14 protein-coding genes are annotated in these 13150 nt (G+C 62.2%); 11 read left to right on the forward strand and 3 right to left on the reverse strand.

Annotated features, from left to right (window positions below; genetic code table 11):
• The first annotated feature begins 43 nt into the window (after nt 1–43).
• The 3 genes from HJB84_RS16630 to HJB84_RS16640 all read left to right on the forward strand — a co-directional run bounded on the left by HJB84_RS16630 (nt 44) and on the right by HJB84_RS16640 (nt 3565).
• Nucleotides 44–1246, forward strand: a complete 1203-nt coding sequence (locus tag HJB84_RS16630) for a phosphoglycerate kinase (protein ID WP_207581701.1) — start codon at nt 44–46, stop codon at nt 1244–1246.
• A 224-nt stretch (nt 1247–1470) separates the two neighbouring features.
• Nucleotides 1471–2496: a class I fructose-bisphosphate aldolase gene (locus HJB84_RS16635; RefSeq protein WP_207581702.1), complete on the forward strand. Its 1026-nt coding sequence runs from the start codon at nt 1471–1473 to the stop codon at nt 2494–2496.
• Between the two features lie 145 nt (nt 2497–2641).
• A complete protein-coding gene (locus tag HJB84_RS16640; RefSeq protein WP_207581703.1) occupies nt 2642–3565 on the forward strand; it encodes a PhzF family phenazine biosynthesis protein in 924 nt (307 codons plus the stop codon).
• Between the two features lie 44 nt (nt 3566–3609).
• On the opposite strand, the gene HJB84_RS16645 is transcribed toward HJB84_RS16640, so the two are convergent.
• Nucleotides 3610–3774: a hypothetical protein gene (locus HJB84_RS16645; protein WP_207581704.1), complete on the reverse strand. Its 165-nt coding sequence runs from the start codon at nt 3772–3774 to the stop codon at nt 3610–3612.
• Between the two features lie 172 nt (nt 3775–3946).
• On the opposite strand from HJB84_RS16645, the gene HJB84_RS16650 reads away from it, so the two are divergent.
• From HJB84_RS16650 to HJB84_RS16660, 3 genes are all read left to right on the forward strand, one after another.
• Entirely contained in the window at nt 3947–5245 is a 1299-nt protein-coding gene (locus HJB84_RS16650) for an MFS transporter (protein ID WP_207581705.1), read from the forward strand.
• A gap of 145 nt (nt 5246–5390) precedes the next feature.
• The gene (locus HJB84_RS16655) at nt 5391–5582 is read left to right on the forward strand and encodes a DUF1192 domain-containing protein (RefSeq protein WP_221116403.1); all 192 of its coding nucleotides are present in this window, start codon (nt 5391–5393) and stop codon (nt 5580–5582) included.
• A gap of 389 nt (nt 5583–5971) precedes the next feature.
• Nucleotides 5972–6487: a DUF1465 family protein gene (locus HJB84_RS16660; protein ID WP_003542804.1), complete on the forward strand. Its 516-nt coding sequence runs from the start codon at nt 5972–5974 to the stop codon at nt 6485–6487.
• A 143-nt stretch (nt 6488–6630) separates the two neighbouring features.
• On the opposite strand, the gene rpmE is transcribed toward HJB84_RS16660, so the two are convergent.
• Complete coding sequence (rpmE, locus tag HJB84_RS16665; RefSeq protein WP_003542805.1) at nt 6631–6852, reverse strand: 50S ribosomal protein L31; 222 nt, start codon at nt 6850–6852, stop codon at nt 6631–6633.
• 193 nt (nt 6853–7045) lie between these two features.
• On the opposite strand from rpmE, the gene HJB84_RS16670 reads away from it, so the two are divergent.
• Nucleotides 7046–8848, forward strand: coding sequence for an ABC transporter transmembrane domain-containing protein (locus HJB84_RS16670; RefSeq protein WP_221116404.1), 1803 nt, complete (start codon nt 7046–7048; stop codon nt 8846–8848).
• Nucleotides 8849–8885: 37 nt separating this feature from the next.
• On the opposite strand, the gene HJB84_RS16675 is transcribed toward HJB84_RS16670, so the two are convergent.
• The gene (locus HJB84_RS16675) at nt 8886–9788 is read right to left on the reverse strand and encodes a LysR family transcriptional regulator (protein WP_221116405.1); all 903 of its coding nucleotides are present in this window, start codon (nt 9786–9788) and stop codon (nt 8886–8888) included.
• Nucleotides 9789–10016: 228 nt separating this feature from the next.
• On the opposite strand from HJB84_RS16675, the gene HJB84_RS16680 reads away from it, so the two are divergent.
• The 4 genes from HJB84_RS16680 (at nt 10017) to HJB84_RS16700 (ending at nt 13146) form a co-directional block, all read left to right on the forward strand.
• A complete protein-coding gene (locus tag HJB84_RS16680) occupies nt 10017–10898 on the forward strand; it encodes an NmrA family NAD(P)-binding protein (RefSeq protein WP_207581709.1) in 882 nt (293 codons plus the stop codon).
• Between the two features lie 304 nt (nt 10899–11202).
• Nucleotides 11203–12195 carry a tripartite tricarboxylate transporter substrate binding protein gene (locus tag HJB84_RS16690; RefSeq protein ID WP_207581710.1) on the forward strand — a complete coding sequence of 331 codons (993 nt, stop codon included), beginning with the start codon at nt 11203–11205 and terminating at the stop codon, nt 12193–12195.
• Between the two features lie 155 nt (nt 12196–12350).
• Nucleotides 12351–12539, forward strand: a complete 189-nt coding sequence (locus HJB84_RS16695) for a YegP family protein (protein WP_007631484.1) — start codon at nt 12351–12353, stop codon at nt 12537–12539.
• A 268-nt stretch (nt 12540–12807) separates the two neighbouring features.
• The gene (locus HJB84_RS16700; RefSeq protein ID WP_207581711.1) at nt 12808–13146 is read left to right on the forward strand and encodes a YciI family protein; all 339 of its coding nucleotides are present in this window, start codon (nt 12808–12810) and stop codon (nt 13144–13146) included.
• The last annotated feature ends 4 nt before the right edge of the window (nt 13147–13150 follow it).

Raw genomic sequence — 13150 nt, forward strand, 5'->3', positions numbered from 1 at the left:
CTATGGTCGCCGCAACTTCCGCCAACCAAGACTGGATTTCCCCATGCCTTCTTTCAAGACCCTCGACGATCTTTCCGACATCCGCGGCAAGCGCGTTCTCGTCCGCGTCGATCTCAATGTCCCGGTCAAGGATGGCAAGGTCACCGATACGACGCGCATCGAGCGTGTGGCGCCGACGATCCTCGAACTGTCCGAGAAGGGCGCCAAGGTGATCCTGCTTGCTCATTTCGGCCGGCCGAAGGACGGCCCTTCGCCGGACCTGTCGCTGTCGCTGATCGCCCCTTCGGTCGAGGAAGTGCTCGATCATGCCGTGCTGACGGCGTCCGATTGCATCGGCGAGGCGGCCGCCTCCGCCGTCGCGGCGATGAATGACGGCGATATCCTGCTTCTGGAAAACACCCGCTTCCACAAGGGCGAAGAAAAGAACGACCCCGACTTCACCAAGTCGCTTGCTGCCAACGGCGACATCTATGTCAACGACGCCTTCTCCGCCGCCCACCGCGCCCATGCCTCGACCGAGGGCCTCGCCCACCACCTGCCGGCCTATGCCGGCCGCACCATGCAGGCCGAACTGGTGGCGCTGGAAAAGGGTCTGGGTGATCCCGCCCGCCCTGTCGTCGCGATCGTCGGCGGCGCCAAGGTCTCGACCAAGATCGACCTCCTGATGAACCTCGTGAAGAAGGTCGATGCGCTCGTCATCGGCGGCGGCATGGCCAATACTTTCATCGCCGCCCGCGGCACCAATGTCGGCAAGTCGCTCTGCGAACATGATCTCGCCGAAACCGCCAAGCAGATCATGATCGAGGCCGCGACCGCCGGCTGCGCCATCATCCTGCCGGAAGACGGCGTGATTGCCCGGGAGTTCAAGGCGGGTGCCGCCAATGAGACAGTCGATATCAACGCCATTCCCGCTGATGCCATGGTGCTCGATGTCGGGCCGAAATCCGTCGAGGCCATCAACGCCTGGATCGAGCGCGCTTCGACTCTCGTCTGGAACGGCCCCCTCGGCGCCTTCGAGATCGAGCCCTTCGATGCCGCCACGGTCGCTGCCGCGAAATACGCCGCGGAGCGCACTGCAGCCGGCAAGCTCACCTCCGTTGCCGGCGGCGGCGACACCGTCTCGGCGCTGAACCATGCCGGCGTTGCCGGCGCGTTCACCTATGTCTCCACAGCCGGTGGCGCTTTCCTCGAATGGATGGAGGGCAAGGAGCTTCCCGGCGTCGCCGTCCTCAACGCCGCCAGATAGTCACAAGCCGATTCGACTGGTTTTACATGTGGATAGACCGCGGCGGCGAGAGCGCCTTCCGCGGTCTTTTGCTCAGCCGGTGGAAAAAATCCCAGATATTCAAACGATTGAATTGATTTCAATCGTTTCAATGACTTAGCCTTCCATTTTCCTCACTATCAACTTCTGTTATCGCCGTCCTATATTCTTAAATCGCCGATGTTTAATGCTGTGGAGAGAACGAGATGAGCGAACGACTGGAAGACATTGCAGTGCAGATGGTTGCAGGCGGCCGGGGACTGCTTGCGGCAGATGAATCGACCTCCACCATCAAGAAGCGTTTCGACACCATCAACCTGGAATCGACCGAAACCAGCCGTCGTGACTACCGGGAGATGCTCTTCCGCTCCGACGAGGCGATGAAGAAATATATCTCCGGCGTCATCCTCTTCGAAGAGACCCTTTTCCAGAAGGCCGCGGACGGCACGCCTTTCGTCGACATCATTCGCGCTGCAGGTGCCATTCCCGGCATCAAGGTCGACACCGGCGCCAAGCCGATGGCGAAATATCCTGCGGAAACCATCACCGAAGGCCTCGATGGCCTCGGCGAACGCCTTGCCCGCTATTATGAAGCCGGCGCCCGCTTCGCCAAGTGGCGCGGTGTCATCGCCATCTCGTCGACATTGCCGACCCGCGGTTCCGTCCGCGCCAACGCTCAGGCGCTTGCTCGTTATGCCGCACTCTGCCAGGAGGCCGGGATCGTTCCGATCGTCGAGCCGGAATGCCTGATGGACGGGAAACCGGGCGACCACACGATCGACCGCTGCGCCGAAGTCACCGAATCGACGCTGCGCATCGTTTTTGAGGAACTGGCCGATGCCCGCGTCAACCTCGAAGGCATGATCCTGAAGCCAAACATGGTCATCGACGGCAAGAACGCCCGCAAGGCCTCGGTCGCGGAAGTTGCCGAGCGCACGGTCAAGGTTCTGAAGGCGACCGTTCCGCCCGCCGTCCCCGGCATCGCCTTCCTGTCGGGCGGCCAGACGACCGAAGAAGCGACGGCGCATCTTTCCGCCATCAATTCCAGTGCCGACCTGCCCTGGCTCGTCACCTTCTCCTACGGCCGCGCCCTGCAGGACAGCGCCCTCAAGGCCTGGAACGGCAAGCCTGAGAACGTCGCCGCCGGCCAGCGCGAATTCACCCACCGTGCCGAGATGAACAGCCTCGCGGCCAAGGGCAGCTGGAAGAAGGACCTCGAAAAGGCAGCTTGATTTTTTCAGCAGCCTTAACTCCGATAAAGAAGGGGCGACAACACCATGTTGCCGCCCCTTCCTGCATTGTCACGGCGACAAGAAAGCGGCTCGCCTCGCCGCAAGATCGTGCTTATCCATAGCGGCAACTGCAGCAGGAGCCGCCATGGACACCCTCTCCTACGTCACCGTCGATGTCTTCACCTCCACCCGCTTCGAGGGCAATCCGCTTGCCGTCATCTCCGATGCGCGCGGCCTGACCGACGCGGCGATGCAGAAGATCGCCACCGAGTTCAACTATTCCGAAGTCACCTTCGTCCTGCCGCCCGAAGACCCTGAGAATTCCGCCCGCGTGCGCATCTTCACCCCGACGATGGAAGTGCCTTTCGCCGGCCATCCGAATGTCGGCACCGCTTATGTGCTCGGCCAGCGGACGGAGATCTTCGGCAAGCCGGTCGGCGAGAAGCTGCGCTTCGAGGAAAAGGCCGGCATCGTCGAAGTCAGCCTGAAACGCAACAACGGACGGATCGAGGCCACCGCCATCCGCGCGCCGCAGCCGTTGGCGATCGGCGAGACCATTGCCGAAGAAACCATCGCCGGCTGCGTCTCGCTCGAACCCGGCGTCGTCGTCAGCACCGTCCACGCCCCGGTCTTTGCGTCCGTCGGGCTGAACTTCGCCGTCGCCGAGTTGGATGGGCTCGAAGCGCTGGCCGCCGCCCGCCCGAACCTTACCGGTTTCCAGGCGGCTGCCGGCCGGCAGACGACGAGCGGCCACGACTTCTCGCTCTTCCTCTATGTCCGCGCATCCGACGATCCGTGGACTATCCGCGCCCGCATGTTCGCACCGCTCGACAATGTGCCCGAAGATCCGGCAACCGGCAGCGCTTCGGCCGCACTCGGCGCCTATCTCGTTTCGCTTGCGCCGGCCGCCGATATGAACGTCCGCATCACCGTCGAACAGGGCGTCGAAATGGGCCGCCGCAGCGTCATCACCCTCGATGTCGTGAAATCGGGCGGCATCGTCACCGATGTCGTCATCTCGGGACGCTGCGTTTCCGTCATGCGTGGAGAAATTATTCTGCAGGACTAGTGACCGCAGTTTGGGCCGTGCCTCCGGTTCATGTGATCGAGGGGTTACATCAGGAAGTCGCGCGAAAGCAATGCCAATGCCCAGACGGCGAAAGCGATCAGCGCGATCTTCCAGAAATCCATCCGCCGCCTGAGGCCGGGAAACCCGAGCGGCTTGATCACCTGTATCGCCATGGCAAGGATGAGCAGCAAGGCTATCAGCTTTGTCATGCTTTATTTTTTCCATTTTTCGGAATGTCACAGGACGGACATTTTTCCGCGCGAACACAGGATCTCCACACGCCGTAAAGACATTCCGGGGCACAATCAATCATCTTGAGGCTGGCTGACGCAGGTCCTGCCTTATGTCTATTTCAAAATCACTGAGACCGAGTCTGGGGAAATGAAGAGAAACCTTCTGTCCGTCGCCGCGCTGCTTTTTGGCACGCTCTTCCTTTTCATGGGCAACGGCCTGCAGGGCATCCTGCTTCCCGTGCGCGGCAATCTCGAAGGCTATGCCACGACGACACTTGGCCTGCTCGGCACCTCATGGGCCGGAGGCTTCGTCATCGGCTGCCTAGTGGCGCCGAAGCTGGTGCGCCGCGTCGGCCATGTGCGCGCCTTCTCCGGCTTTATCTCGATCATCGCCATCATCGCCCTGGTCAGCGGTATCCTCATCCATCCGGTCTGGTGGGTCGTCTTGCGCGCCGTCACCGGCTTCTCCACGGCGGGCACCTCGATGATCATCGAAAGCTGGCTGAACGAGCGCGCCAGCAACGAAAGCCGCGGCGCGATCTTCTCGCTCTATATCGGCATCACGCTGCTCGGCGTCGTCGGCGGCCAGATGATGATCCCGCTCGAGGATGTGCGCACGCCGGTGCTGTTCATGATCTGCGGCATCTTCTATTGCATTGCCATGCTGCCGACGACGCTTTCGACCGCCGCTTCGCCGCAGCCGCTGAAGGCGGTGCGCCTCGACCTGCCGGCGCTCTATCGCAATTCGCCGGTCTCCTGCCTCGGCATTCTGCTCGTCGGCATCGCCAACGGCGCCTACGGTACGCTCGGCGCCGTCTTCGGCGCAGGCGCCGGGCTCTCCGACACCAGCATCGCCATCATGATGAGCTCCACCATCTTCGCCGGCGCCGTGATGCAACTGCCGGCCGGCCGGCTTTCCGATCGCATCGACCGGCGCTATGTGCTCGCTGCCATGTCCGGGGTCGCCGCCCTTGCCGGCTTGCTGATCTTTTTGCTCCACCCGACGTCGCCCGCCTTGCTGATTGGGCTCGTGGTCCTTTACGGCGCGGTGGCCAATACGCTCTATCCGATCGCCGTCGCCCACGCGAACGACTTCGCGGCATCGGAGGATTTCGTCAAGGTCTCCGGTGGACTGCTGCTGCTCTACGGCATCGGCACGGTAATCGGCCCGACGATCGGCGGTCCCGTCATGTCGGTGATCACTCCGCATGCGCTTTTCCTCGTCACCGCCATCGCCCACGTGCTGATCACCGTTTACGCGATCATCCGGAGCCGCATCCGCGCCGCCGTCCCGGCCAGCGATCGTGACGCCTACACGACGATCCCGACCGGCACCTCGCCGATGCTGACACCGCAAAGCATGTCGCTTGCCGATCGCGGCGCTGGCAAACCGCCTGAAACCGGGAAGTCTCCCGAAAGCGGTGATCCCGCTGTAAAGTTCGGCTAATGCAGGTCGCCCGAAAGGGTGCAGCGGTTCCGGCATAGCGACACGCATAAAAACAGAGTTGAGGATGAATTCAGGCCGGATCGGCCTAAATTCCGATTCCGTAACTTTTCGGCAGGATGCTTCAGGCAGCAACGGAGGAGAACCCATGAGCTTCATCGATGACGACCGGCCGCAGAAGAAGACCGCCCACGAGATCGGCGCCGATCTCTCCATGCTTTCGGTGGACGAACTGAACGCGCGGGTGGATTTGCTGAAGGCGGAGATCGCCCGTCTCGAGGCCGAAGCCGCCCGCAAGGCTTCCGGGCGGCAGGCGGCGGAAAGCTTTTTCCGCTCGTAGTCCGATAAAACTCCGAAAATCAAGGCTGTAGGCGGATAAACGAGTTCGCCTCAAGTCTTACTTCGGCACAATGTTAATAAATTATTAAGCTTTATAAGGTATTACTGTACTCATCCGGATTTTCTCTGGATCTCAGACAGTTTTCCAAGCGGTGAATTGGTCTGATTTTTCTCCCTGTTTTACCTTGAGAGCCGCTTTTGCGGCTCTTCTTTTTCCTCTGGCCTGCGCTTCTCCACGAAACTGTGGAGATTAACCCTTTCTTAAGAAACGGCTTGCGCATTTGGGCTAATGATACCATCTTAAAGTCATAAAGACCGGGCTCGGAAACTTTTCCGTCGGTGCCCGCGTTACCTGAATATATGTAGCTGCGTGCAACAGGGACTATTGCGATGTCGGAAGTTGGATTGAACACGATCAGTTTTGCAGGTCGCGCCGCTGCATCCTCGCAGTTCAAGGCACTTTATGCGGAAGGCATGTCGCTGGTCGAAGAGACTGCCGCCTATCTGGATGGCCAGGGCCGCGCCGCTTCCAAGGTTCTGCCGCGGATGGCTTCAGTTCTCTACGCCGCAGAATCGATGCGTCTCACCACCCGCCTCATGCAGATGGCCTCCTGGCTGCTGTTGCAGCGCGCCGTCAACAATGGCGAAATGTCTCGCGACCAGGTGCTGGCCGAAAAGAACAAGGTTCGTCTCGATGGCTTCAACGTCGACCGCGCCGCGCCGGGCTGGGGCGACCTGCCGGAATCCTTCCGCGACCTCGTTGAGCGCTCGCTGCGTCTGCAGAACCGTATCGCCTTGCTCGACCGCGAGATCTACCGCCCGTCCGAAGCTGTGATCGTTCATGACAATCAGAACAGCGTCCAGGCCCAGCTTTCCCTACTCCAGACCGCCTTCGGCAACAACTGACCGTATCTGCGAGAATTCGATAAAAACCGGCCGCGTCTGCGGCCGGTTTTTATTTGCTTGCTAACTCAGCTATTTCCGAACATCGAGAACGCAAAAAAGCCCGGCAAAACCGGGCTCTCTTCAATTCCATCGAGCAAAAGCGATTAGAGGCCGAGGCCGCCGAAACGCTTGTTGAACTTGGAGACGCGGCCACCGCGGTCCATGAGCTGCTGGTTGCCGCCGGTCCAGGCCGGATGCGACTTGGAATCGATTTCGAGGTTCATGACAGCACCCTCCGAACCCCAGGTCGAGCGGGTTTCGTATTCGGTGCCATCGGTCATGACCACCTTGATCATGTGATATTCGGGATGGATGCCTGCCTTCATAACAATCTTCCTGCGCTACCGGAGTTCAATTTGCCGCATGCAGTTGCGGCCAAAGAACCGATTGAATAAATGAAGCCGCAGTCATGATGGCTACGGCTTCCCATTAGGATGCGGTGCCTATACATGAAGGACGCCTAGATAACAAGAGCCAGCAGGCCGCATTGAGCGGGTCCTGCGGGCGATCGGAGACGAGTTGGCAGAGCAGGCACGGGCTGAGGAAAACAAGAGGCGGTCGCTACGGCCGCTCGGCAGGCTGACGCCCTACGTCATACGGTATCGCGGCCTGGTGGCTGGCGCGTTGATGTCCTTGGCGCTTGCCGCCATCACCTCGCTGGCGCTGCCGCTCGCCGTGCGTCGCATGATCGACCATGGCTTCACCCAGTCCGACGGTCGGTTCATCAACAGCTACTTCGCCATGCTGATGATCATGGCTGTCGTGCTCGCGGTCGCAAGCGCGTTGCGCTATTATTTCGTTATCACCATCGGCGAGCGCATTGTCGCCGATCTTCGCCGCGATGTCTTTTCCCATGTGACGAGGCTGTCGCCCTCTTTCTTCGACGTCAACCAGTCCGGCGAAATCGTTTCGCGCCTGACCGCCGATACGACGCAGATCAAATCCGCCGTCGGCGCCACAGCCTCGGTGGCGCTCAGAAATCTCATCCTTTGTCTCGGCGCGATGGGCATGATGATCGTCACTTCGCCGAAGCTTTCCAGCCTTGTCATCGGAGCGATCCCGCTGATCGTCTTCCCGCTCGTCGCCTTCGGCCGCTCGGTGCGCAAGCGCTCACGCGCTGCCCAGGATACGCTTGCCGGTGCCTCCGCCTTCGCCAACGAGACGATCGCCGCGACCCGCACTGTCCAGGCCTTCAACGGCGAAGATGCCGCAGCGACGCGTTACGGCACCGCCGTCGAATCCGCCTACGAGGCTGCCCGCGCCGCCATCCGCTCGCGCGCGTTGCTGACCGGGATCGCCATCACGCTGATCTTCGGCAGCGTCGTCGCCGTGCTCTGGGTCGGCGCCCACAGCGTGCTCGCCGGGACGCTTTCGGCCGGCACGCTCGGCCAGTTCCTGCTCTATGCCGTCATCTCCGCCGGTTCGCTGGGCGCGCTGTCGGAGGTTTGGGGCGAACTCTCGCAGGCAGCCGGTGCTGCCGACCGGCTGACCGAGCTTCTCGACGAAGTCTCGCCGATCGCCGCCCCCGCCAGCCCTCAGGCTCTTCCTTCGCCCGGCCGTGGCCGCGTCGAATTTGCCGATGTGCACTTTGCCTATCCCTCGCGCCCCGGCAAATCGGCGCTGCATGGGTTGAGCTTCGCCATCACGCCGGGCGAGACGGTCGCCATCGTCGGCCCTTCCGGCGCCGGCAAGAGCACTGTCTTCTCGCTGCTGCTGCGCTTCTACGATCCGCAGCTGGGCAGCGTGAAAATCGACGATGTCGACGCTCAGCTTACGACGCCGGACGAGCTGCGCCAGCGCATTGCCATCGTACCCCAGGATGTCACCATCTTTGCCGCCTCGATCCATGATAACATCGCCTTCGGCCGTCCCGGAGCCTCGCATGACGAGATCCGCGCAGCAGCCCTTGCGGCCCAGGCCGATGAATTCATCACGCGGCTGGATCAGGGTTACCAGACCGAGGTCGGCGAACGTGGCATTACCCTCTCCGGCGGCCAGCGCCAGCGCATCGCCATCGCTCGCGCCATCCTGAAGAACGCGCCGGTGCTGCTGCTCGACGAGGCGACCTCCGCGCTAGACGCCGAAAGCGAGACGCTGGTGCAAAAGGCACTCGACGGCCTGGTGGACGGCCGCACGACGCTCGTCATCGCCCATCGCTTAGCAACCGTATTGAAGGCCGACCGCATCCTCGTCATGGATCAGGGCCGCATCGTCGAGGAGGGCACCCACCAGAGCCTGATCCGCCATGGCGGCATCTATGCGCGGCTGGCGCGGCTGCAATTCGACGCCGCCAACGAGGATGTGCTCGCTGCCACGAAATAGCCACTCGCGTTTTCCGGGCGCATGAACGACTAGCGCCTCACAATCCGGCCGCAATCTCTTGGATGAAGTCCAGAAACGCTCTGACCTTTGCCGGAGGGAGATGGCGCGAGGGCTGATAAGCATAGAGCGGATAAAGCTCCTCCGACCAGTCCGGAAGGATCCGCACCAGTTCACCACGTGCCAGGAAGGGTGCAAGACCCACGGCGAGGCTCTGGAACACCCCCTGGCCCGCCACACAGGCGGACACCGCGACGGAAGGATCATCCAACACCAGCCGGCTGGACATCTTGACCTCGACGAGCTCGCCGCCTCGGTGGAACTCCCACGGAAACGGCAATCCCGTCTGTGGATCGCGGAAGCGGAGCGCCTCGTGGTGGGCGAGATCATAGGGCGACCGCGGTTGGCCATGGCGTTTGAGATAAGCCGGCGCGGCAACCGTCAGGATCGGTGTTTCGAGGAGCTTGCGCACGATGAGCGATGACCCATCCGGTGGCCCGAAGCGCACCGCCACATCGACGCCCGCCATCATCTCCTCCCGGTAGTTGCTGGTGAACAAATCGACCGACAGAAGCGGATAACGCACCAGAAACTGCTGGAGCGTCGCCGCGAGGACCATTCGGGCGAACCAGGGGTCAACGGATACGCGCAGTCGGCCACGCACGACCGCCGCAGCGCCCGCCGCCTCTGCCGCCGCCTCGTCGAGACCGGCAAGGAGCGGCATCACCTGCGCGTGGAAGCGCCGTCCTTCCTCGGTGAGGCTGACCTCGCGCGGGTTGCGGTCGAAGAGGCGGACGCCGACCCGCGCCTCCAGACGCGCCACCGCCCGGCTCACCCCCGACGGCGTGAGGCCGAGCATCTCGGCCGCCCGCGCGAAATTTCCAGCCTCCGTGACAGCCGCAAGGACGCCGACGCCGGTTAGAAGCCGCGTGTCGAAAGCCATTCTATCCCTCCTTGCCAGCGTCGATGTCGGAAGGACGCTTCCCGATATGATGGTGATTTTTAATCACTATAACATTGATATTAATGCGCGTGAATCACTCCATGATGCGGCGTACAAAAGCGGGACCACAACGCCATCGTGGGCAAGCGGCTACCAGCCGGCTTTCCTGCGATCCCCGCGCCGGGCTCGCCTGATCACCGCGCGAGCCCCAACTTCAGGAGAACCGACATGTACGCAATCACCGGAATCACCGGCAAGGTCGGCGGCGCCCTCGCTAGCGCCCTGCTTGCCGACACGCTGCCCGTCCGCGCCGTCCTGCGTGACCGGGCCAAGGCGGCCGAATGGTCGGCGATGAACTGCGAGGTCGCACTCGCCGAGATGGACGATGCGGTGAGTCTCGCCGCCGCCTTCCGCGGTGCCGAGGGCGTCTTCATCCTGCCGCCATCGGAATTCGATCCCAAACCCTGCTTTCCCGAAGCGCGGAGCGTGGTCGAGGCGCTGGTGGCCGCTCTGACCGAGGCGCGTCCCGCCAAGATCGTCTGCCTGTCGGCCATTGGGGCGGACGCGCCGCATGAGAACCTTTTGACCCAGCGCACGCTGCTGGAGCAGGCTCTCGGCGAACTCGGTTTGCCGATTACCTTCCTGCGGCCCAGTTGGTTCATGGAGAATGCCCTGTGGGACATCCCAGCCGCGCGTGACGAAGGCGTCCTGCGCAGCTTCCTGCAGCCGGCCGACAAAACCTTTCCGATGGTCGCGACGCAAGATGTCGGGCGCACGGCGGCCGCACTCTTGCGCGAGAACTGGAGCGGGACGCGGGTCGTCGAATTGGAAGGGCCGGCCCGCGTATCGCCGCAAGACATCGCTTTCGCCTTCACGAGAGCCCTCGGACATCCCGTCGGGGTCGAGATTCTGGCGCGCGACAGCTGGGAGCAGATCTTCCGCGCTCAGGGCGCTCGGAACCCGCAGTCCCGTATCCGCATGCTCGACGGCTTCAACGAGGGCTGGATCGCCTTCCAAGACCAGGGCAAGTCGGCGGTCAAGGGCACCGTGACACTCGCAAGCGTCATCGCGGAACTGGTCGGCCAGAGCCGCCCCGAGGCGGCCGACTGACAGCGGCCAGCCTCGCCGGAGAAGCATCGGTGGGGCTGCGCAAGCTCGGATTCGACGACGAGGATCGCGCAGCCGTCGCGGCGCTGCTGAAGGATCAACGCTTCGTTCGGCCACCGTTTGCCCCGGACTGGGATGCTCTCGGCTGAGCGTCCGACGATGCGCGAGCGGGAAACGTGTCGCCGAATACCCATAAAGTCTGGCTCCCCCGCACCTCCCTGCGGTTGTCTTTCGTGCCTCCTGCCCTAAGCTCTACATTCCCCGGGGTGGGGAATATCGCTATCGAAATTCTTGGGAGGAGATAGGAATGGCGCCTTTCGATATGACGCGACGTGCGGGCCTTGCGCTCGGTTTCGGCGTGCTTGCGGCCCTTGCCGCCGGCACATCAGCCGCTGCCGCGGATTTTCCCGATCGTGCGATCACCATGGTCGTGCCCTTCGCGGCCGGCGGCTCGACCGATGTCGTTGCCCGCATCGTCGCGCAGAAGATGTCGGAGGATCTCGGCCAGCAGGTGATCGTCCAAAACGTCGCTGGCGCCGGCGGCAATCTCGGCGCGGATAACGTCGCCCGTGCTGAACCTGACGGCTACACCATTCTGATGGGCACCGTCGCGACCCACGCGCTCAATCCGCTGATCCTCAAGTCGACCCCCTATGATCCCGAGAAGGATTTCGCGCCGGTCTCACTGCTTGTCGTCGTGCCGAACGTGCTGGTCGTTAATCCGGAATTGCCGGCAAAGACCGTGCAGGGACTGGTCGCGCTGCTGAAGGCCGAGCCCGACAAATACAGCTATGCCTCGTCGGGCAACGGCACGCCGCTGCATCTTTCCGGCGAGCTCTTCAAAGCCATGGCTGGCGTCAGCATGCAGCACATTCCCTATAAGGGCGCCGGACCGGCATTGAACGACGTCATCGGCAATCAGGTGCCGATTATGTTCGACAACCTGCCCTCTTCGTCGAGCCACATCAAGGCCGGCACTTTGCGGGCGCTGGCAGTGACCACGGCCGAGCGCGCGCCCTCCTTTCCCGACGTGCCGACGATCGCCGAGTCAGGCATAGCAGGTTACGAGACCTATACCTGGAATGCGCTTTTCGCCCCGGCTAAGACGCCGAGCGAGGTCGTGATGCGCCTCAACGCCTCGGCCAATAAGGCGCTTAAAGACCCCGCCGTTGCCGAAAGGATGAAGGAATTCAGCGCCACCATCGTCGGCTCGACGCCGGAGCAACTCGGCGCCCATGTGAAGGCCGAGCTCGCCAAATGGGGACCGGTGGTCAAGGGCGCGAACATCCAGATGGAGTGACGGCGGCGGCGCAGACGCTTTCGCTTGCGTCCGATGGAAATCGTGGCAATTGGACGCTGAGCAGCCAATTCTAATTAAGGCAGTGGAAAAGCTCGCCATTTTGATCTAGCCTCCCTGACGCTGATGGTTGCAATTCAGCGTTTCGGGAGACATCCATGTATAAATTCGAAGTTTATAAGGATAAGGCCGGCGAGTTCCGCTTCCGCTTCAAGGCATCGAACGGGGAAGCCATGTTCTCGTCCGAAGGCTACAAGGCGAAGGCGTCCGCCATGAGTGCTATCGAATCGATCAAGAAGAACACGCCAGGTGCCGACGTCATCGACCAGACGAAGGCCGAAGCCTGAACAGGATGGCAGCGGCGGCGTGAAACGCCGCCCTGCCTCTCCGCGCGGCCGATAAGCAGCGCTGGCGCCTCGAGCCCGGCCTATTTGCTTGTGATCTCCGCGCCACTTCTCTTTTTTACAGATTTCTTGAAAACCATGTCGAAATGGCCGTTGGCCGCGCCTCATTGTCTCGGAACGGCTGAACCGCTCCTCCGGGAGTCACGGCTGTCGGGATGTTCCCGATATCGCGATGCCCGGATCAACGCCACAACGAGATCAGGAGTTTTTCATGCAATATGCTCTTATCATTCGCGAAGCCGCCGAGGATTTCGCCAGTCGCAGCGATCCCGCCTATCGCGACGGCTGGGTCGCCTACAGCAAGGCGCTCGCCCAGGCTGGGATCATGACCGGAGGCGCCGGGCTGACAGGCCCGGAGACCGGCACGATCGTGCGTCGCAAAGGTCAGGAACACGATGTTCAAGACGGACCCTATCCGGAAGGCAAGGAACAACTCGGCGGCTTCTATCTGATCGACGTTCCCGACATCGACACCGCACTCGAATGGGCGACCCGCGTGCCGATCTCCGACAAGGGGTCGGTCGAGGTGCGCCCGCGCCTGCAGATGTGAGGCG

Source organism: Rhizobium sp. NZLR1b (assembly GCF_019685155.1).
Lineage (GTDB): Bacteria > Pseudomonadota > Alphaproteobacteria > Rhizobiales > Rhizobiaceae > Rhizobium.

Excerpts from the sequence above, each read along its gene's own strand:
- HJB84_RS16630 (WP_207581701.1), top strand. The coding sequence starts at position 44 with ATGCCTTCTTTCAAGACCCTCGACGATCTTTCCGACATCCGCGGCAAG.
- HJB84_RS16635 (WP_207581702.1), top strand. The coding sequence starts at position 1,471 with ATGAGCGAACGACTGGAAGACATTGCAGTGCAGATGGTTGCAGGCGGC.
- HJB84_RS16640 (WP_207581703.1), top strand. The coding sequence starts at position 2,642 with ATGGACACCCTCTCCTACGTCACCGTCGATGTCTTCACCTCCACCCGC.
- HJB84_RS16645 (WP_207581704.1), bottom strand. The coding sequence starts at position 3,774 with ATGACAAAGCTGATAGCCTTGCTGCTCATCCTTGCCATGGCGATACAG.
- HJB84_RS16650 (WP_207581705.1), top strand. The coding sequence starts at position 3,947 with ATGAAGAGAAACCTTCTGTCCGTCGCCGCGCTGCTTTTTGGCACGCTC.
- HJB84_RS16655 (WP_221116403.1), top strand. The coding sequence starts at position 5,391 with ATGAGCTTCATCGATGACGACCGGCCGCAGAAGAAGACCGCCCACGAG.
- HJB84_RS16660 (WP_003542804.1), top strand. The coding sequence starts at position 5,972 with ATGTCGGAAGTTGGATTGAACACGATCAGTTTTGCAGGTCGCGCCGCT.
- rpmE (WP_003542805.1), bottom strand. The coding sequence starts at position 6,852 with ATGAAGGCAGGCATCCATCCCGAATATCACATGATCAAGGTGGTCATG.
- HJB84_RS16675 (WP_221116405.1), bottom strand. The coding sequence starts at position 9,788 with ATGGCTTTCGACACGCGGCTTCTAACCGGCGTCGGCGTCCTTGCGGCT.
- HJB84_RS16680 (WP_207581709.1), top strand. The coding sequence starts at position 10,017 with ATGTACGCAATCACCGGAATCACCGGCAAGGTCGGCGGCGCCCTCGCT.
- HJB84_RS16690 (WP_207581710.1), top strand. The coding sequence starts at position 11,203 with ATGGCGCCTTTCGATATGACGCGACGTGCGGGCCTTGCGCTCGGTTTC.
- HJB84_RS16695 (WP_007631484.1), top strand. The coding sequence starts at position 12,351 with ATGTATAAATTCGAAGTTTATAAGGATAAGGCCGGCGAGTTCCGCTTC.
- HJB84_RS16700 (WP_207581711.1), top strand. The coding sequence starts at position 12,808 with ATGCAATATGCTCTTATCATTCGCGAAGCCGCCGAGGATTTCGCCAGT.